The organism is Achromobacter xylosoxidans, assembly GCF_002192695.1.
Lineage (GTDB): Bacteria > Pseudomonadota > Gammaproteobacteria > Burkholderiales > Burkholderiaceae_B > Achromobacter > Achromobacter xylosoxidans_C.
This window is the reverse complement of the sequence record NZ_MTLG01000075.1, coordinates 428,277-447,113: the sequence shown is the minus strand read 5'-3', so window position 1 is coordinate 447,113 and position 18,837 is coordinate 428,277. Positions and strand designations below refer to the sequence as shown.

The 18,837-nt window shown below is 66.9% G+C and carries 19 protein-coding genes; 12 read left to right on the top strand and 7 right to left on the bottom strand.

Features of this window, described 5'->3' with window-relative positions; all coding sequences use genetic code 11:
- Positions 1-48: 48 nt before the first annotated feature.
- Complete coding sequence (gene plsY, locus BRO63_RS16270; protein WP_088140738.1) at positions 49-690, bottom strand: glycerol-3-phosphate 1-O-acyltransferase PlsY; 642 nt, start codon at positions 688-690, stop codon at positions 49-51.
- Between the two features lie 188 nt (positions 691-878).
- On the opposite strand from plsY, the gene surE reads away from it, so the two are divergent.
- From surE to rlmD, 7 genes are all read left to right on the top strand, one after another.
- Positions 879-1,637 carry a 5'/3'-nucleotidase SurE gene (gene surE / locus BRO63_RS16265; protein ID WP_088140737.1) on the top strand — a complete coding sequence of 253 codons (759 nt, stop codon included), beginning with the start codon at positions 879-881 and terminating at the stop codon, positions 1,635-1,637.
- Positions 1,622-2,446 carry a protein-L-isoaspartate(D-aspartate) O-methyltransferase gene (locus BRO63_RS16260; RefSeq protein ID WP_256943320.1) on the top strand — a complete coding sequence of 275 codons (825 nt, stop codon included), beginning with the start codon at positions 1,622-1,624 and terminating at the stop codon, positions 2,444-2,446. Before surE ends, BRO63_RS16260 begins: the two co-directional genes overlap by 16 nt.
- A 17-nt stretch (positions 2,447-2,463) precedes the next feature.
- The gene (locus tag BRO63_RS16255; RefSeq protein WP_088140736.1) at positions 2,464-3,318 is read left to right on the top strand and encodes a peptidoglycan DD-metalloendopeptidase family protein; all 855 of its coding nucleotides are present in this window, start codon (positions 2,464-2,466) and stop codon (positions 3,316-3,318) included.
- Positions 3,315-4,094 (top strand): 3'-5' exonuclease, encoded by a 780-nt coding sequence (locus BRO63_RS16250; RefSeq protein ID WP_088140735.1) that lies wholly within the window; start codon positions 3,315-3,317, stop codon positions 4,092-4,094. Before BRO63_RS16255 ends, BRO63_RS16250 begins: the two co-directional genes overlap by 4 nt.
- Before the next feature lie 180 nt (positions 4,095-4,274).
- Entirely contained in the window at positions 4,275-4,889 is a 615-nt protein-coding gene (locus BRO63_RS16245) for a hypothetical protein (RefSeq protein WP_088140734.1), read from the top strand.
- Between the two features lie 356 nt (positions 4,890-5,245).
- On the top strand, positions 5,246-5,998 hold the full coding sequence (locus tag BRO63_RS16240) for a TorF family putative porin (protein ID WP_088140733.1): 753 nt from the start codon (positions 5,246-5,248) through the stop codon (positions 5,996-5,998).
- A 183-nt stretch (positions 5,999-6,181) separates the two neighbouring features.
- Positions 6,182-7,669: a 23S rRNA (uracil(1939)-C(5))-methyltransferase RlmD gene (rlmD, locus tag BRO63_RS16235; protein ID WP_088140732.1), complete on the top strand. Its 1,488-nt coding sequence runs from the start codon at positions 6,182-6,184 to the stop codon at positions 7,667-7,669.
- A 25-nt stretch (positions 7,670-7,694) separates the two neighbouring features.
- On the opposite strand, the gene cueR is transcribed toward rlmD, so the two are convergent.
- Positions 7,695-8,087 carry a Cu(I)-responsive transcriptional regulator gene (cueR, locus tag BRO63_RS16230; protein WP_088140731.1) on the bottom strand — a complete coding sequence of 131 codons (393 nt, stop codon included), beginning with the start codon at positions 8,085-8,087 and terminating at the stop codon, positions 7,695-7,697.
- 124 nt (positions 8,088-8,211) lie between these two features.
- Here cueR and BRO63_RS16225 point away from each other — a divergent pair, with 124 nt between their 5' ends.
- The 3 genes from BRO63_RS16225 to BRO63_RS16215 all read left to right on the top strand — a co-directional run bounded on the left by BRO63_RS16225 (position 8,212) and on the right by BRO63_RS16215 (position 10,965).
- Positions 8,212-8,412: a heavy-metal-associated domain-containing protein gene (locus BRO63_RS16225; protein WP_088140730.1), complete on the top strand. Its 201-nt coding sequence runs from the start codon at positions 8,212-8,214 to the stop codon at positions 8,410-8,412.
- Positions 8,413-8,588: 176 nt separating this feature from the next.
- Positions 8,589-9,317 (top strand): glutathione peroxidase, encoded by a 729-nt coding sequence (locus BRO63_RS16220; protein ID WP_054453993.1) that lies wholly within the window; start codon positions 8,589-8,591, stop codon positions 9,315-9,317.
- Positions 9,318-9,528: 211 nt separating this feature from the next.
- The gene (locus BRO63_RS16215; protein WP_088140729.1) at positions 9,529-10,965 is read left to right on the top strand and encodes a dihydrolipoyl dehydrogenase; all 1,437 of its coding nucleotides are present in this window, start codon (positions 9,529-9,531) and stop codon (positions 10,963-10,965) included.
- A gap of 71 nt (positions 10,966-11,036) precedes the next feature.
- On the opposite strand, the gene BRO63_RS16210 is transcribed toward BRO63_RS16215, so the two are convergent.
- From BRO63_RS16210 to BRO63_RS16200, 3 genes are all read right to left on the bottom strand, one after another.
- Positions 11,037-11,927 (bottom strand): 23S rRNA (adenine(2030)-N(6))-methyltransferase RlmJ, encoded by an 891-nt coding sequence (locus tag BRO63_RS16210; RefSeq protein WP_088140728.1) that lies wholly within the window; start codon positions 11,925-11,927, stop codon positions 11,037-11,039.
- A gap of 12 nt (positions 11,928-11,939) precedes the next feature.
- Entirely contained in the window at positions 11,940-12,689 is a 750-nt protein-coding gene (gene ugpQ / locus BRO63_RS16205; protein ID WP_088140727.1) for a glycerophosphodiester phosphodiesterase, read from the bottom strand.
- A gap of 108 nt (positions 12,690-12,797) precedes the next feature.
- Complete coding sequence (locus BRO63_RS16200; protein WP_088140726.1) at positions 12,798-14,090, bottom strand: M20/M25/M40 family metallo-hydrolase; 1,293 nt, start codon at positions 14,088-14,090, stop codon at positions 12,798-12,800.
- A 343-nt stretch (positions 14,091-14,433) separates the two neighbouring features.
- Between BRO63_RS16200 and BRO63_RS16195 the strand changes: the two genes are divergently transcribed.
- Complete coding sequence (locus BRO63_RS16195; protein WP_088140725.1) at positions 14,434-16,395, top strand: SurA N-terminal domain-containing protein; 1,962 nt, start codon at positions 14,434-14,436, stop codon at positions 16,393-16,395.
- A gap of 25 nt (positions 16,396-16,420) precedes the next feature.
- On the opposite strand, the gene BRO63_RS16190 is transcribed toward BRO63_RS16195, so the two are convergent.
- A complete protein-coding gene (locus BRO63_RS16190; protein WP_088140786.1) occupies positions 16,421-17,068 on the bottom strand; it encodes an arylesterase in 648 nt (215 codons plus the stop codon).
- On the opposite strand from BRO63_RS16190, the gene BRO63_RS16185 reads away from it, so the two are divergent.
- Entirely contained in the window at positions 17,067-17,744 is a 678-nt protein-coding gene (locus BRO63_RS16185; protein WP_054454006.1) for an ABC transporter ATP-binding protein, read from the top strand. The genes BRO63_RS16190 and BRO63_RS16185 overlap by 2 nt on opposite strands.
- 89 nt (positions 17,745-17,833) lie before the next feature.
- Here the strand turns inward: BRO63_RS16185 and BRO63_RS16180 are convergent, their stop codons facing one another.
- Positions 17,834-18,817: an ABC transporter substrate-binding protein gene (locus BRO63_RS16180; protein WP_088140724.1), complete on the bottom strand. Its 984-nt coding sequence runs from the start codon at positions 18,815-18,817 to the stop codon at positions 17,834-17,836.
- Positions 18,818-18,837: the final 20 nt, after the last annotated feature.

Genomic DNA, 18,837 nt, shown 5'->3' with positions numbered 1-18,837 from the left:
GAAAAGGGCGGCCCCTGGGGCCGCCCTGTGGCGCCAGGCGCCTTGCGCTTATTTCTTTTTGCCGCCGCCGATGCGGCTTTCCGTTCCCTGGACCAGGCGCGTGATGTTGGCGCGGTGGCGGTAGAACAACAGCACGCCGATGACCGCCAGCGCCACGCCCATGGGGGGCTGCGCGTACCAGGCCAGGCCGGAGCCGAACACGTAGTAGACGGGCGCGAAGAACGCCGCCACCAGCGACGCCAGGGACGAATAGCGGAAGAACACCGCGACGATGAGCCAGGTGGCTGCCGTGGCGACCGCCAGCCAGGGCTGGATCGCCACCAGCACGCCCAGCGCGGTGGCCACGCCCTTGCCGCCCTTGAAGCGCAGGAATATCGGGTACAGATGGCCGAGGAAGGCGGCCAGCGCCACCAGCGCCAGCGCAATGGGCGAAATTCCCGGGGCCAGCTTCTCGGCCAGCCAGATCGCGAACCATCCCTTGGCGGCGTCGCCCAGCAGCGTCAGCGCGGCAGCGGTCTTGTTCCCGGTGCGCAGCACGTTGGTGGCGCCCGGGTTCTTGGAGCCGTAGCTGCGGGGGTCCTGCAGGCCCATGAGTTTGCTGACCACCACGGCGAATGGCACGGAGCCGATCAGGTAGGCCAGCAGGATGAGCGCAGCGCTGAAGCCCAGGGAGGGGTCGTTTATCGCCATGGAGAGGGTCCGTTGTTGTTGTGTTGTTGCCGTAATGGCTGCGGATTCTACCGCGCCCGGGGCCGGGCCCGGCTACGGGTTATCGAGCGGGGCGGCGGCGCCCGCTTGCCAGCCGATCGCACGGATAGCGGCCGCGGACGGTACAATCCGACGCGTTCACCCGCGTTTTATTTTCTTTCGGATGCACAATGCGAATTCTGGTTTCGAACGATGATGGTTATTCGGCCCCTGGGCTCGAGGCGCTGGTTGACGCGCTGCAGGGCCTGGGCGATCTCACCGTCGTCGCGCCCGAGACCAACCATAGCGGCGCGTCCAATTCGCTGACACTGAACCGGCCGCTGTCGGTGCGGACCGCCTCCAACGGCTTCATCGCCGTCAATGGCACGCCTTCCGACTGCGTGCACGTGGCGCTTACCGGCCTGATGGATACCCGGCCCGACCTGGTCGTGTCCGGCATCAACAACGGCGCCAACATGGGCGACGACACCCTGTATTCGGGCACCGTGGCCGCCGCCAGCGAAGGCTATCTGTTCGGCATCCCGGCCATCGCGTTTTCGCTGGCGGAAAAAGGCTGGGCGCACATCGATTCGGCGGCGCGCGCCGCGCGCCTGGTGGTCGAACGCCATCTGGCCCAGCCGCTGGCCGCGCCGGTGCTGCTGAACGTCAATATCCCCAGCCGCCGTTTCGAAGACATGCATGGCTTTGCGGTCACGCGCCTGGGCAAACGCCATCCTTCGCAGCCGGTGGTGCGCACCACCACGCCGTATGGCGATACCGTTTATTGGATCGGACCCGTGGGCTTGGCGGCCGATGCGGCGCCCGGCACGGACTTCCATGCCGTCGAGCAGGGCACGGTGTCGGTCACGCCGCTGCGCCTGGACCTGACCCAGCACAGCCAGCTCGACGAGATCCGAACCTGGGCGGAGCCGCTATGCGCAAACGCGTAAGCCAGCCTGATGTGACCCAGCCGGTGCCCGGACGCACCGGCCCGGTGCGCTACGACTCGGGCCGGCTCAGTCCAGGCGTCACGCCCGCCAACAGCAACACCCGCATTTCGGCGGCCACGCTGCCGCGCCAGACGCAGGCGCCCGCGCCCGCATCCGGCAGCAATCTGGGCCTGAACTCCGACCGCTTGCGCCAGGCCATGGTCGAGCGCCTGCGGGCCCAGGGCATTACCGACGAGCGCGTGCTGAATGCCATGGGCGCGGTGCCGCGCCACCTGTTCGTCGACGAGGCCCTGGCCAGCCGCGCCTACGAAGACGCGGCGCTGCCCATTGGCCATTCGCAAACCATCTCGCAGCCCTGGGTGGTGGCGCGCATGATCGCCGCCGCCTGCGAGGATCGCACTCCCACCCGCGTGCTGGAAGTCGGCGCGGGCTGCGGCTACCAGGCCGCGGTGCTCGCGCAGTTCGTGCGCGAGGTCCACACCATAGAACGCATCCGCGGACTGTATGAACTTGCGCGCGAGCATCTGCGCGCCTTGCGGCTCACCACGAGGATCCGCTTGATCTACGGCGACGGCATGCTGGGCCTGCCCGGCGTGGCGCCGTTCGATGCTATCGTTGTGGCTGCCGCTGGCCTTGCCATCCCGCAGGCGCTGCTGTCGCAGCTCGCACCGGGTGGCCGCCTGATCGCTCCTGAAGGGGGCGCCAACCAGCGCCTGGTTCTCATCGAACGCACAGGCGCGGCCAGCTGGAAACGCACTGAATTAGAGGCCGTGCGCTTTGTGCCGCTACGGGCCGGAATACAATCTTGAGCAAACAGGAGAAACGTATGCTCAACGGGCAGTTGCAACTGACCGATATCACCCTGGGCGCGTCCATGACGCGCCTGCGCCGCCCGCTCTTCATCGCGGGGGCTCTCAGCCTGTCCATCCTGGCTGGCTGCGCTTCCAAAGGTACTCGCGCTCCGGTGGTCGACATGACCGGCGGGCAACCCGCGCCGGCCACCCAGACCGGCGGCACCTATGTGGTGAAGCCGGGCGACACGCTCTACAAGATCGCCCGCGCCAACAATGTGGACGTCGAGAACGTCAAGCGCTGGAACAACCTCAGCGACCCCAACCAGATTTCGGTCGGCCAGGTCCTGAAGATGTCCGGCGGCGCCAGCGGCGGGGCGCAGACCGCGCCGGTCGCAGCCGTCAAGCCGCAGCCGCGTCCGCTGGACCAGCCGGAAACCCTGCCGCCGCCGACGACCGAAACCACCACGCCGCCGCCGACGGCGCCGGTTGAAACCAAGCCGGCCACGCGCGCGGCCGATGCGGCCGTCATCAATTGGGCCTGGCCCGCCAGCGGGCAGATCGTGCAGGGCTTCAACAACAGCAGCAAGGGCATCGACATCGCCGGCGCGCTGGGCGATCCGGTCACCGCCGCCGCGGACGGCCTGGTCAAGTACAGCGGCAACGGCGTGCGCGGCCTGGGCAACCTGATCATCGTCGAACACCAGAACGGCTTCATCACCGCTTACGCGCACAACCGCGCGGTGCTGGTGAAGACGGGCCAGAACGTCAAGCGCGGCGCCAAGATCGCCGAACTCGGCCAAAGCGACACCACGTCGCCGCGCCTGCACTTCGAGATCCGCCGCCAAGGCCAGCCGGTGGACCCCATGCAGTATCTGCCCGCCCGATGACGCCCACTCTCGTCTTCGACCTGGAAACCATCCCCGACGCCGAGGGGCTGCGCAAGCTCAACGGCTGGGGGGCTGACGTTCCCGATCAGGAAGTGGTCGAGCGCGCGCTGACCGCGCGGCGCGAGGCCGTGGGCCATGATTTCCTGCCGCTGCATCTGCACAAGGTGGCGGTGGTGGGCTGCGTGTTCCGCGACGACCAGGGCTTTCGCGTCAAGACCCTGGGCCAGCCCGATGATCCCGAAGCCGCCTTGCTGGCGGGCTTCTTCAAGACCATCGAGCGCTACACGCCCAAGCTCGTCAGTTGGAACGGTTCCGGCTTCGACCTGCCGGTGCTGCATTACCGCAGCCTGATCCAGGGCGTGCCCGCGCCGCGTTACTGGGACATGGGCGAGGAAGACCGCGATTTCAAGTTCAACAACTACATCTCGCGCTACCACTCCCGCCACTTGGACCTGATGGACCTGCTGGCCAAGTACAACGGCCGCGCCAACGCGCCGTTGGACGAACTGGCCAAGCTCTGCGGCTTTCCGGGCAAGCTGGGCATGGACGGCAGCAAGGTGTGGGAGGCCTGGAGCCAGGGCCGCGCCGACGAGGTGCGGGCCTATTGCGAAACCGACGTGGTCAACACCTGGCTGGTGTATTGCCGATTCCGTTTCCTGCGCGGCGAACTCGACCGCACCTCCTATGAAGCGGAAATCGCGCTGGTGCGCGACACGCTCAGCGCCAGCGATGCGCCGCACTGGAAGGAGTACATGGCGGCCTGGGACGCCAACTGAGCTGCGTCGCGGCCGGAAGATCCGTCTTCCGGCAGGCAGGATCGAACGGGGCCCGCGCGGCCCCGTTCTTGCGTCTGGCGCCTGCGCAATCGACTGAAACATTGCTTGCCTGGACGAAACCTGGATGAAACCGGGGCCACCGCACAATGGCCTCGCTTTCTTCACTTTCAGGAGACCTACATGTCCCGATTCGCTATCCGCTCCAATTTGGCCGCTCTTGCACTTGTCGCCGCGACGGGCGGCATGGTGGCCGGCTCCGCCATGGCTGCGCCTCCTCCTCCCGCTGACGGCGGTCCCGCCGCCATGCACGACGGCCAGCGCGGCGGGTTCCACAAAGGCATGCGCGACGGCCTCTTCGTTCCCGGCCTGGGTCCCGTGACCAAGGCGCAGGTCGCCGAGCTGAAGCTGGACGACAAGCAGCAGGCCTTGTTCAAGACCGCGCAGGACGGCCAACGCAGCCTGCACGAAGCCATGCGCGCCTCTGGCGGCAAGCGCCACGACCTGCTGAAGGCGCAACTGGACAGCGGCAAGCTGGATCCCCGCGCGCTGGTCGAGCAGTCCGAAAAATCGCGTGAGGCCTTCGGTCCCCAGGCCAAGCAGGTGCGCGACCAGTGGCTGGCCGTCTGGGACAGCCTGAACGAGACCCAGCGCGGCCAGGTGACCAAGTTCGTCAAGGAACGCCAGGACCGCATGCAGGAGCGCCACGCCCGGATGGAAGGGCGCCATGGCAAGGGTAGGGCCGAAGCGCCCGCGGCAGCCGCGCCGGCCGCGCCGGCCAAGCCTGCGGCCAACTAAGCGCCTTGGCCGGCCGTCCCGGCTGGCTCAGGCAAGCAACCCCGGACACGCAGTCGCGTGCCGGGGTTTTTTCATTGGGCGTCGCGGATTGATGTGTGGCGCAGGCCCAGGACGTACCCGTGCGCCCCGGACTCCCCGTCATGGCGCATGAATGCGTGCGCGCGGACCCGTGCCTGCACCGTCCTGGTGCGTGGCGGGCGGCGCCGTGGCGCATGCGGGGCGATAGGGGCCGGCGCCAGACCTGGCACGGACATTGCTTGGTGGAGTAGGAACCGGTTTCAAACGCTGCACCGCCGGTCCTAGTGATGCGCTCCGGCCATCTACCTACTCGACAAATCCGATCAGGACTCCGCACCATGAAGAAGACGTTGCTAGCCGTGCCCCTGGCGCTCGCCGCTTGTTTCGCCGCGACGGCGCAGGCCGAACCCACCGATCTGGGCGGCGGATTCTCGCTCAGCGGCAACGCCGCCATCGTCAGCGATTACCGTTTCCGCGGCTATTCGCAGACCGACTTCCGGCCCGCCGTGCAGCTGGGTTTCGACCTGACCCACAGTTCCGGCTTCTACCTGGGCAACTGGAACTCCAACGTGTCCGACTTCGTCTTCACCGACGGCAACCTGGAAATGGATTTCTATGGCGGCTGGAAAGGCGAGGTGGGCGGCGGCTTCACACTGGACGCGGGCGTGCTGCATTACTACTACCCGGGTTCCAGCTCGCCGAAGGGCGGCAACTACAACAACACCGACCTCTACCTGGGCGCGTCCTACGGCAACTACAGCCTCAAGTACTCCTACACGCCCAGCGACTTCTTCAGCACGCCGGACAGCAAGGGCACCTGGTACCTGGACGGCACGGCCAACTTCGACCTGGGCGACGGCTGGGGCCTGGTCGGCCACCTGGGCTACCAGAAGCTCAAGAACCAGACCAATATGGACGGCGACTCCATCGGCCACTACGTCGACTACAAGGTCGGCGTGACCAAGGATCTGAAAGGCTGGATCCTGGGCCTGGCGGCGGTCGGCGCGACCAAGGACAACTGGCTGCCGACCAAGTACGGCCATCCTTCGGGCCGACTGGGCGCGGTCTTCTCGGTGGCGCGCGCCTTCTGACCGATATCCGTGGCGGCGCCTGACAGCGCCGGCTTTGGGCTTGCCGGGACTGGCGATACTCGCGGTCGGCGGCAAGCCCTTTTTTCATTGGCCGGATGTTCCGGCCCCACATCGCCATTTCCAGGATTGGCCGCAGTCCTTCTACAATAGAAGGTTGCGTGTAATTCTTCTGGACTGCGTGAGATGTCTGACGTTTTGAGTATTGAATCCCTGGACCTGGAAGCCAGGGGTATCGCCCGCCGCGACGGGAAGGTCGTCTTCGTGGACGGCGCCTTGCCGGGCGAACGGGTCACCACGGTTACGCTGCGCCGCAAGCCGTCCTACGAGATCGCACGCGTGGACGAGGTACTGCGGCCATCGTCGCAGCGGGTGGCGCCGCGCTGTCCGCATTTCGGCGTCTGTGGCGGCTGTGCCATGCAGCACCTGGAGCCCAGCACGCAGGTAGCCATCAAGCAACGCTCGCTGGAAGACACCTTCTGGCACGTCGGCAAGCTGCGACCGGCGCGCATCCTGGCGCCGCTGCAGGGCCCGACCTGGGGGTACCGCTACCGCGCCCGCCTGTCGGTGCGCGTGGTGCCCAAGAAGGGCGGCGTGCTGGTCGGCTTCCATGAGCGCAAGAGCAGCTACGTGGCCGACATGCGCGAATGCCATGTGCTGCCGCGCCACGTCAGCGACCTGCTGATCCCCTTGCGCGAAATGATCGGCTCCATGTCCGCGCCGGACCGCATGCCGCAGATCGAAGTGTCGCTGGGCGAGGGCGTGACCGCGCTGGTCTTGCGCCACCTGCTGCCGCTGACCGACGGCGACATCGCCATCCTGCGCGCCTTTGCCGCCAGGCACAACGTGCAGTGGTGGCTGCAGTCCAAGGGTCCGGAGACCGTGCATCCGCTGGAGCGCGAACACGGCGATACGCTGGCCTACACCATGCCGGAGTTCGGCCTGCGCATGCCGTACCGGCCCACCGATTTCACCCAGGTCAACCACGCCATCAACCGCGCGATGGTGTCGCGCGCGCTGAAGCTGCTGGAAGTGCAGACTACCGACCGCGTGGCCGACCTGTTCTGCGGGCTGGGCAATTTCACGCTGCCGCTGGCGACGCAGGGCAGGGAAGCCGTGGGCGTGGAAGGCAGCAAGGCGCTGACCGACCGCGCTTTCGACGCGGCATCGCGCCACGGCCTGGGCGATCGCACCAGCTTCGCCACCCTGAACCTGTTCGAGGTGGACGTGGAATGGCTGCGCGGCCTGGGCTATTTCGACCGCATGCTGATCGATCCGCCGCGCGAAGGCGCGCATGCCGTGGCGCAGGCCCTGTCGCTGTTGGAGGCGCACGAGCGTCCCGTGCGCATCGTCTACGTGTCCTGTAACCCGGCCACGCTGGCGCGCGATGCGGCCATCATGGTGCATGAAGGCGGCTATGTGTTGAAGAGCGCGGGCGTGATCAACATGTTCCCGCACACGGGCCACGTGGAGTCCATCGCGGTGTTCGAATCGCTGGACGCCGAAGGCATCCAGGTCGTGCGGGAACGCGCCCGCCAGCGCGCCATCCAGGCGGCGGCCGAAGCGGCCGCCGCGGAAGAGGCCAAGGCCGCGGCCGCCGCCGAGAAGGCGGCCGCCAAGCAGGCCGCCACCGATGCCTATCACGCCAAGGTTGCGGCCGAAGCGCAGGACTGACGCTGCAGAAAGGGCCTGGGCCGCTTCAGTGCTTGCAGCCCAGGCCTTCCAGTATCGGGCAGTCCGGCCTGTCATTGCCCTGGCAGTGCTCGGCCAGATGCTTCAGGGTGGCCGCCATGTCGCGCAGCGCCTCGGCCTTGCGCTCCAGTTCCTGCACGTGTTCTAGCGCGATGCGCTTGACGTCGGCGCTGGCGCGGCTGCGGTCCTTCCACAGCGCCAGCAGCTCATTCATCTGTTCCACCGAAAAACCCAGGTCGCGCGCGCGGCGCACGAAATGCAGCGTATGCAGATCGTGGTCGCTGTACACGCGGTAGCCGGAATCCGTGCGCCCGGCGGGGCTGATCAGGCCGATGCTTTCGTAGTAGCGGATCATCTTGGCGGAAATGCCGGAACTCTTGGATGCCTCTCCGATATTCATTGCTCTGCTCCTGTGTAGCCTGAGTGCGATTCTACGCTTGACCTTGCCATGATAGGAAGGTTTAAGCTGCTTTCCATGGTGGACGAAACGCAGTCCATCACCCTTGAATCCTATGGAGATAACTATGAGCATCGAGTTCCAAGTGGCTGACATGACCTGCGGCCATTGCGCCAAGACCATCACGGCCGCGGTGAACCAGGCCGCGCCGGGCGCGAGCGTCACGATCGACCTGCCCACGCACCGCGTGACCGTGACGGGGGCCGATGACGCCGACAAGATCGAGGACGCGATCCGCGACGCCGGCTACGCGCCCGTGGCGGTGTAATTTCCCCAGATGCGGGGCCGGGCTATGATAGATCCGGTCTCGCGTTGGCTATTTGTTCATTGCCAAAATCTATTGATGCATTGAATTTATTAAATTTGAATAATTGATAGTAAGGATTTATCATTCTTTCCATGGTGGTTAGTCAAACAACCCCGCTACCCCAAGGAGAGATTTGAATGCTGCAAAACCGCGAAGGCCAACGTGTTCCGAACGTAACGTTCCCGGTCCGTGAGGACAACACCTGGAAGAAGGTGACGTCCGATGACCTGTTCAAGAACAAGACCGTCGTGGTCTTTTCCCTGCCCGGCGCCTTCACGCCGACCTGCTCGTCGACCCACCTGCCGCGCTACAACGAACTGGCTCCCGCCTTCTTCGCCGCCGGTGTGGACAGCATCGTCTGCGTGTCGGTCAACGACACCTTCGTCATGAACGAATGGGCCAAGGATCAGGAATCGGCCAATATCACGCTGCTGCCCGACGGCAACGGCGAGTTCACCGAAGGCATGGGCATGCTGGTCGACAAGAGCGACCTGGGCTTCGGCAAGCGCAGCTGGCGCTATTCCATGCTGGTCAAGGACGGCGTGGTCCAGAAGATGTTTATCGAGCCGGAAAAGGAAGGCGACCCGTTTGAAGTGTCGGACGCCGACACCATGCTGGCCCACTTCGCCCCGTCGGCCAAGAAGCCCGACCAGGTGGTCGTGTTCTCCAAGCCGGGCTGCCCGTTCTGCGTGGAAGCCAAGGCGCTGCTGGATGCCAAGGGCTACGCCCCGATCGAGATCCCGCTGGAAAACAAGGTCCGTGGCCGCGTGATCGGCGCCGTCTCGGGCAAGGGCACCGCCCCGCAGGTGTTCATCAACGGCGCGCTGATCGGCGGCCTGGAAGACCTGAAGGCGCACTTCGCCTAAGCGTCTGCGACGCTACCGGTCCCGGGTTCGCCCCGGGGCCGGGCAGCAGGGCGGTTCGCCGCCTGCCGCACCCATCAAGAGTTTCCCTTTTTACGCACCTTTGCGCGGCCCCTGGCGGGCGCTGCGGGACTGCCCACGTCCATAGGGTGCGAAAAAAGGCGGAACCCGCCTTTGAATTCCTGCTCCACGCCACATCGGGGGATACCCAGTCATGAAAACTCTGCATACCGATATCGCCGTCATCGGCGCCGGCACGGCCGGCCTGGCCGCCTACCGCGCCGCCCGGGCCGCGGGCCAGCGCGCGCTGCTGATCGAAGGCGGTCCCTACGGCACCACCTGCGCCCGCGTCGGCTGCATGCCGTCCAAGCTGCTGATTGCCGCCGCCGAAGCGGCCCACGGCGCGGCCCATACCGAGCCGTTCGGCGTGCACGTGAGCGGAGAGATCACCGTCGACGGCGCCGAGGTGATGGACCGCGTCAAGCGCGAACGCGACCGCTTCGTCGGTTTTGTGCTGGAAGGCGTGGAGAGCATCCCCGCCGAGGACAAGCTGCGCGGCTATGCGCGTTTCCTGTCGGACACGGTGCTGCAGGTGGACGAGCATACCGAAGTGCATGCGTCCCGCGTGGTGATCGCCACCGGTTCGCGGCCCTCCGTGCCGCCGCCGTTCCGTGCGCTGGGCGACCGGCTGGTGCTGAACGACGACGTGTTCGCCTGGGATCATCTGCCTGGCCGCGTGGCGGTGTTCGGTCCCGGCGTGATCGGGCTGGAACTGGGCCAGGCGCTGGCGCGCCTGGGCGTGGAGGTACGCGTGTTCGGCGTCAGCGGCAGCCTGGGCGGCATCAGCGACCCGCAAGTGCGCAGCACGGCGCGCAAGATCTTCCAGCGCGAGTTCTATCTGGACCCGGATGCCCGCGTGCTCGAAACGACCCGCGTCGGCGACGAAGTGGAAGTGCGTTACGTGGCGCTGGACAACACCGAGCGCACCGAACGCTTCGACTACGCGCTGGTGGCCACGGGCCGCCGCGCCAACGTGGATGGGCTGGGGCTGGAAAACACCTCGCTGCAACTGGACAAGCACGGCGTGCCGCTGTTCGACCGCGAAACCATGCAGGCGGGCGATGCGCCCATCTTCATCGCGGGCGACGCCAACGCCGACGCGCCGCTGCTGCACGAAGCCGCCGACGAAGGCCGCATCGCCGGCGAGAATGCGGCCCGCTATCCGGAAGTGCGCAAGGGCTTGCGCCGCGCGCCGCTGGCCGTGGTGTTCTCGGACCCGCAGATCGCCATGGCGGGGCAGGGCCATGCGCGGCTGGTCCCAGGCACCTTCGTGACCGGCGAAGTGGACTTCAGCGACCAGGGCCGCTCGCGCGTCATGCTGAAGAACCGCGGCATGCTGCACGTCTATGCCGATATCGAGACGGGCCGCTTCCTGGGCGCCGAAATGGTCGGCCCCAGCGCCGAGCACATCGGCCACCTGCTGGCCTGGGCCGTGCAGCAGCAGCTGACCGTGGCGCGCATGCTGGAAATGCCGTTCTATCACCCCGTGATCGAGGAAGGCCTGCGCACCGCGCTGCGCGACGCGGCGGCCAAGCTGGCCCGGGCGCAGGAAGCGCTGCGGCGCGAAGAGCCGGAGAATGAACTGGCTTGAACACCAGCGCTATGCGCGAATCCAGCAAAAAGGCCACGAAACATCGTGGCCTTTTTGCTTTTCGTATCGGATCAATCGTCCGACTGCTTCTTCGGCACCGGGAACGGATTCTCGCGGAACTGCAGCGTGAAGCCGGCCCGCTCGTCCTGGCCCAGCGTGCGCGCCAGATAAGGCATGGCCTGCTTCAGGGCGTCATGCAGCGTCCAGGGCGGATTGATCAGGAACATGCCGCTGCCGTGCAGGCCGTAGCCGTCGATGGTCGCCTTCTTGACGGTCAGCGTGGCGTGCAGCCAGCTTTTGACCTTGAGGTTCTCCAGGTGGCGGGCCATTTCGCCGGCTTCGCGGCGCTGCACCAGCGGATACCAGACGGCATAGGTGCCGGTGGCGAAGCGCTTGATGCATTCCTTGATGGTGACGAAGGTGCGGCGGTAGTCGTTCTTGTCTTCGTATGAAGGATCGATCAGCACCATGCCGCGGCGCGTGGGCGGCGGCAGCAGCGCCTTGACGCCCTCGAAACCGTCGTCGCCGTAGATGGTGGTCTGGCGCTGCGCGGCGCGGCCCTGGTGTTCCAGGTTGGCAACCAGCGTATCGATTTCGGTCGGGTGCATCTCGAACAGGCGCAGCCGGTCCGACGGACGCAGCGCGTCCAGCGCCAGCCACGGCGAGCCGGGATAGCGCTTGAGGCGGCCGTTGGTGTTGTAGCCGCGGATCCGGGCGACGTACTCGGCCAGGATGGGCGGCAGGTCCTTGGCTTCCCACAGGCGGCCGATGCCGTCGGCGAACTCGGAGGTCTTGGCGGCCCAATCGCTATCCAGGCTGTAGAGCCCGGCGCCGGCGTGGGTGTCGACGACCCAGTAGGGCGCGTCCTTTTTATTGAAGTAATCCAGCGTGTGGATCAGGATGGCGTGCTTGAGCACGTCGGCGTGGTTGCCGGCGTGGAAGGCGTGGCGGTAACTGAACACGGGCGTCCTGCCTTAGGCGGCCGGCCGGATCGCGGCCAGCTCGTCGGTGAAAATGCCGTCGATGCCCCAGTCGAGCAGCAGGCGGGCGCGCTCCGGGTCGTTGACGGTCCAGGCGGCGATGCGATAGCCGACGGCATGCACGGCATCGATCAGCTCAGGGGTGGCGTCCTTCTGATTGATGTTCAGGGCCACGCACTCGTACTTGGCCAGGCGTTCGCGCCAGTCGGCGGGCACCTTCTCCACCAGCAGTGCGCGCGGCAATTCGGGGGCGGTTTCCAGCGCGGCCTGCAGCGCTTCTTCCGCGAACGAGGACAGGAGCGGGGCTTCGGCCGCGCCTTGCCACAGCTGGCGCGCAGCCAGCGCCACGGCGCGGCCGGTCTCGGCCTCGCGGCCCGGGCAGGGCTTGATCTCGACATTGCTGGCAATGCCGTTGGCCACCGTGTAGCGGGCGACGGCGGCGAAGGTGGGCAGGGGCTCGCCGGCGTAGGCGGCCGAATGCCAGCTGCCGAAATCCAGCTGGGCAAGCTCGGAATAGGTTTTGGCAGCGGCGGGTCCGCGGCCGTTGGAGGTGCGGTCCACGTCGTCGTCGTGCATCAGCACCAGCACGTTGTCGCTGCTCAGCTTGACGTCGTATTCGAACATCGTGAAGCCGTGCTCGGCGCCCACGCGCATGGCGGCCAGGGTGTTCTCCGGGGCCAGACGGCCGCCGCCGCGATGCGCGATGTAACGGGAGTAAGGCCAGGAGGGGAGTTTTACGCTCATTTGGGTGTTGCTTCGGGTTCTTTTGGTCAGGGTTGCAAGGATACTCCTTCTGCACGCCGGTTCCGCGCCTGCCGCGGCGCGCGAGAACGCCGCGGCAGGCCCATGGGCCTATTTCATGGGCGCCTTGTCCTGCGACACGTCCATGATCATCCGCGCCGCCAGGTACAGGCGCGGCACGATGCTGTTGATCTGGATGTACTCGGCGTCGTTGGAATGCGCGCCGAAGCCGCTCAGGCCCATGCCTTCGATCACCGGGCCGCGCGCCTTGAGCGCGGCAAAGGCGGCATCGGTGCCGCCGCCGCTGGCGCGGTCCACGACCTTCATGGGCAGGTCCAGTTCCTTGTAGATCTGCACGCCGTGCTGGGCCAGGGCGCGCGAGGCCGGCGTGGCTTCCAAGGGCGGGCGGCGCACCTCGAACTTCACGCTGACCTTGGATTCGGGCAAGAGCTTCTTCTGCACGCGCTCTTCCAGGGTGCGCGACAGCGCATCGAAGTCGGAGACGCGCAGCGCGCGGGCGTCGGCCTGGGCGGTGGCCTGGCCGGGGATGACGTTGCGGTTGGTGCCGGCCTGGGCCACGGTCCAGTTCAGCTTCAGGCCTTCCTCGGGCTTGGACAGCTTGTCCAGCTGCAGCAGTTGGTGGGCCAACTCATACAGGGCGTTGATGCCGCCTTCGGGGCGCGCGCCCGCGTGCGAGGTCTTGCCCTGCACGGTCAGGTAGGCCGCGCCGATGCCGCTGGTGGCCAGCGTCAGGCGGGCTTCCGCGCCGCCGCCTTCGAACGAGAACACCGCGTCCTGGTCGGCGCCCATGCGGGTGATGGTGCTGCGCGCGCCGGGCGAACTGATCTCTTCGTCGCCGTTGATCAGCACGGTAATGGTGCCGTAGTCCTCGAATCCCAGCTTCTGCAGCAGGGTCAGGGTATGGATGATGGCGGCCACGCCATGCTTGTCGTCGGCGATGCCCAGGCCATAGGCCTTGTCGCCGTCGATGCGGAAGGGCTGGTCCTTGAGCATGCCGTTGCGGTAGACCGTGTCCATGTGGGCGATCAGCATGATCTTCTTCTGGCCCCGGCCCTTGAATTCGGCATGGACCATGGGGCCGACCTTCTCCGGCGTATCGTCCAGGCGGAACACATCGGTGGGCTGGATGATCTCTACCGTTCCGCCCAGCGCCTTGAGCCGGTCGCGGATCAGGACGGCGATGCGCTCCACGCCTTCGACGTCCTTGCTGCCCGACTCGATGCCGACCAGGTCGCGCATGGTGTCCAGCATGCCTTGCTGCTGGGCTTGGGCGGCTTGGTGGACGGCGACGACGGGCGCGGCCAGCGCGGCGGGGGCGCCGGCGACGAAGGCCAGGGCGATGCAGGTGCGCAGGAGTTGCAGGCGGGAAGATGTGAACGGCATCAGTGTTTACCTCTGAGCGTGCGTGGAAGGGGCCGCATCCATGCGGGGCGGCGTCGGGGTAATGCGGGCTTACCCTGACAGGCCACGATACGGGGGCCGCAAGGGCCTGGAAATGGTGGTTCCCCGGGTTGACTCGGTCCCCGATTTCGTGTCGCCGCAGTCGAGGGGCGGGCCCGGACGGCATTCGGAAGATTCCTGGTCTGCGCGGCGAATGAGAAATGGTAAAATCCGCCCGCTGATCCGGTATTGACCGGTATGGGAACAGGGCGAATCTGGTTCGCCTTTTTTTATGCGTTTTCTTGCGGCTTCGGGCGTGCGCCTGGGGTGCGGCAACAGGGATTCCATGTTCGAATTTATTCGCAGCCATCGGCGCTGGATGCAGTTCATCCTGCTGCTTCTGATTGTGCCGTCCTTCTTCCTGGTCGGTATTCAAGGCTATGACAGCTTCATGCGCGCCGAGCCTGAATTGGCCACGGTCAATGGTCAGCCCGTGTCGCGGGCCGAGTTCGACCAGGCGCACCGCAACCAGCTGGAGCAGTTCCGCCAGCGTCTGGGCGCGCAGTTCGATCCGGCCGTCATCGACACGCCGGCGCTGCGCGAAGGCCTGCTCAATCAGCTGATCAATCAGCGCCTGCTGGCCAACGTCGCCGTCGATAACCGCTTCTCGGTGTCCGACGAAACGCTGCGCAACACCATCGCCGCGATTCCTGAAGTCCAGGACAACGGCCGCTTCTCGCCCGAGCGCTACCGCCAGGTGCTGGCCGCGCAAGGCATGTCGCCGACCTCGTTCGAAGCCGGCCTGCGCCGCGACCTCGCCGTCGCGCGCGTGCTGGAGCCCGTCGGCCAGTCGGCCCGCGCGCCCAGCGAAGTCGTGGCGTCGCTGGAAACGGCATTGACGCAGCAGCGCACGGTGCAACTGCGCCGCTTCGCCGCCGCCGATTACCGCTCGCAAGTCACCGTCACTCCGGCCGACATCCAGGCCTGGTACGACGCCAATAAGCAGCAGCTGCAGATTCCCGAACAGGTCCAGGTCCAGTACCTGGTGCTGGACGAGGCCGCCGCCACGCAAGGCGTGCAGGTCAAGGACGAGGACCTGGCGTCCTACTACGAGCAGAACAAGAACCGCTTCGGCCAACCCGAACGCCGCCGCGCCAGCCACATCATGATCAACCTGGCCCCCGGCGCGTCGGAAGACGCCCGCAAGGCCGCGCGCGCCAAGGCCGAGGACCTCGCCAAGCAGGCCGCCGCCGATCCGGCGCAGTTCGCCGAACTGGCGCGCAAGAACTCGCAGGACGCGGGTTCCGCCTCCAATGGCGGCGATCTGGGCTGGCTGGCTCCGGGCATGCTGACCGGTCCGCTGGAAAAGGCGATTTTCGGCCAGGCCAAGGACCAGGTGTCCGGCGTGATCGAAACCCCGTCCGGCCTGCACGTGGTCAAGGTCACCGAGATCCAGCCCGCCGCCATCAAGCCGCTGGCCGAGGTCAAGGACCAGATCACCGCCGAAGTCCGCAAGCAGCTCGCCGCCGTGCGTTTCTCGGAAATGGCCAGCCAGTTGAACAAGCAGGTCTATGACCAGCGCGACAGCCTGCAGCCCGCCGCCGACACCGTCGGCCTGAAGCTGCGCACCGCCGCCGGCGTGACCCGCGAAGGCCTGCTGTCCGCCGACAAGGCCGGCCCGGGCTCGGCGGCCGCCAGCCCCGACGCCGCGCTGCTGGACAATCCGCGCGTGCGCCAGGTGCTGTTCTCGCCCGACGTGCTGCGTGAAAAGCAGAACTCCGGCGTGATCGAGCTTTCGCCCGACACCATGCTGGCCCTGCGCGTCGGCGCGGTTGAGCCGGCCCACGTGCCGCCGCTGGACAAGGTTTCGGACACCATCCGCGCCAAGCTGCTGGACGAGCGTTCGGCCGAAGCCGCCAAGCAGGCCGGCGAGGCCGCGCTGGCCGCCGACCGCGCTAACCCCGCGGCCGCGCCGGAAGGCTTCGGCGCGCCGGTGGTCGTGTCGCGCCAGGATCCCAAGGAGCTGCCGCGTTCGGTGCTGGACGCCGTCATGCGCCTGCCCGCCACCACGCTGCCGGCCTACGCAGGCGTGCAGTCGGGTTCGGACTACACGCTGGCGCGCCTGGAGAAGGTCGAGGCCGGCACGGTCGACCCGGCCGACAAGGAACGCCTGGCGCAGCAGGTGTCGGGCGCCTGGGGCCAGGCCGAAAACGAAGCCGTGCTGCGCATGCTGCGCGAAGAGTACAAGGTGCAGGTGCTGCCCGCCGCCGCCGCGGTCATCCGCGGCGATCAGCCGGCGGCCGGCTGATCAGCCAGACTCACAGCTCACAGAGTCAGTTCAACAGTGGCCGCAGCGTCGGCCACACGTTGTCCAGCAGTAGGGGCTGGGCATCCTCGTTCGGATGGATGCCGTCAGCCTGGAACATCGCCCGGTTCGTTGCGATACCTTCCATCAGGAAGGGCACGAGCCGGGCGTTTTCGTCTTTGGCGACGGTGGGGAAGACCTGGGCGAAGCGCTGGGTGTAATCCCGGCCGTAATTGGGCGGAATCTGCATGCCGACGATCAGGACCTGCGCGTCGGCCTTGCGGGCGGCCTGGGCCATGGTGCGCAGGTTTTGCTCGGTCATGTTCAGGGGCAAACCGCGCAGCGCGTCATTCGAGCCCAGCTCCAGCACCACCACGGCGGGCGCGTGTTGGCGCAGCAGGGCGGGCAGGCGGGCCACGCCGCCGCTGGTGGTGTCGCCGCTGATGCTGGCGTTGACCACCTGGTACTTGGGGTATTGTTCCGCTACGCGGGCCGAAAGCAGCGGCACCCAGCCGGTGCCGCGCTTGATGCCGTATTCGGCGGACAGGCTGTCGCCCAGAACCAGCACCGTGCGCGGGGCGGAACCCTGGGCCGCGGCGGCGGTCTGAGCGTGGGCGGGCGCCACAATGGCGGTGGCCATGGCGGTCATGAGTAGCAGACGGGAAAATAGGCGCATGGATAACAAGAATTCGATCGAGGTGAAAGGGCTGGGCAAGCAGGTGGCCGATGCCGGCGGCACGCTCTCCATCCTGGAAGGTATAGATTTTACGGTCGAGGCGGGCAGCGCCGTGGCCATCACCGGCAGTTCGGGGTCGGGCAAGTCCACCTTGTTGGGACTGCTGGCCGGCCTGGATGTTCCCAGCGCGGGCAGCGTGCGCCTGGCGGGACAGGACCTGTTCTCGCTGGACGAGGACGGCCGCGCGCGTTTGCGGGCCAATCATGTAGGTTTCGTGTTCCAGTCATTCCAGCTGCTGCCCAACCTGACGGCGCTGGAAAACGTGATGCTGCCGCTGGAGCTGGCCGGACAATCCGCCCGCGACGCTGCGCAGGCCATGCTGGAGCGGGTGGGGCTGGGCAAGCGCCTGCATCATTACCCGCGCACCCTGTCGGGCGGCGAACAGCAGCGCGTGTCGCTGGCGCGCGCCTTCGTGGTGCAGCCCGACCTGCTGTTCGCGGATGAACCCACCGGAAGCCTGGATGCCGCCACGGGCGTGACGGTCATCGACCTGATGTTCGACCTGCACCGCGAGCACGGCACCACGCTGGTGCTGGTGACCCACGATCCGCAGCTGGCCGCCCGTTGCGGGCGTCAGCTGGTGCTGGCGGCGGGGCGGATGGTCAACGGCGCCTGATGCCGCCGGCCCACCGCCGGGCCGCCCCAAGGTGGGCCAGCCCCCTCGGGGGGCAGCTAGCCCCGAAGGGGCGCGGCGTGGGGGCCTATCTATTTCGCCTTGGCCACGGCCTGGTTCCAGGCCGCCACCACCGTCTCATACTCCTTCGCCGCCGCATCCTGGCTGACCGGGAAGATCTTGATGGTCTTCAGGTCGGGCAGGGTGGTCAGGCTGGCCACGGCCACGTCCGTGCGCGTCGGACGGCGGAAGTTCTTCACCAGCTGGGCTTCCTGCGATTCCTTGCTCAAGAGACCGTCATACAAGGCCTTGGCGGCGTCCATGTTCTTCGCGCCCTTGATGATGAACATGCCCTCAGGCGCCAGGTAGCTGCCCTCGGTCGGGTAGACCAGCTTGATTTCCTTCTGGCCGCCGGCCACGTATTCCTGCGCGGCGTATTCCAGCGTCATGCCCACGGCGTACTCGCCCGCGGCCACGCCCTTGTAGGTGGTGCCGGACGATGCCGTGACCACCGCGTTGGCGGCGATCTTGTCCAGGCCTTCCTGGCCGAATTGCTTGAAGATGCCATACACCAGCATGTAGGCCGTGCCGCTCTTGGACGGGTCGGTGATGGCGAACTTGTTCTTCCACTGCGGCTGCATCAGGTCGGACCACGTGGCCGGCGCGGCCAGGCCCTTGAGCTGGCGCTCGTTGACCATCATCACCATGACGTGCACGTTGGTGCCCACCCACAGGTCGTCCGGACCGCGGAATTCCGTCGGGATCTTGTCCAGGTCGGCCGGGCGGTAGGGCTGCAGGTGCTGGCGGTAGGCGCCCAACGTGCCGAAGCCGCCGCTCCAGAACAGGTCGCCGCGCGGATTCTGCGCTTCGGCCTCGATGCGCTTCATCATCGTGCCGGTGCCGCCGGTGACGGGCTGCACGTTCAATTTGGGCGACTTCTGCTTCACCGCGTCCAGGGCGGTTTCGATTGTCTCCGTGTTGTTGGACGAATAGAGCACGACGTTCTGGGCCTGGACGGCGCCGGTGGCCAGGGCGGCGGCCAGGACGCTGTACTGAAGTAGGTGCTTGAGTTGCATGGTTAGCCTCTGTGCGAGTG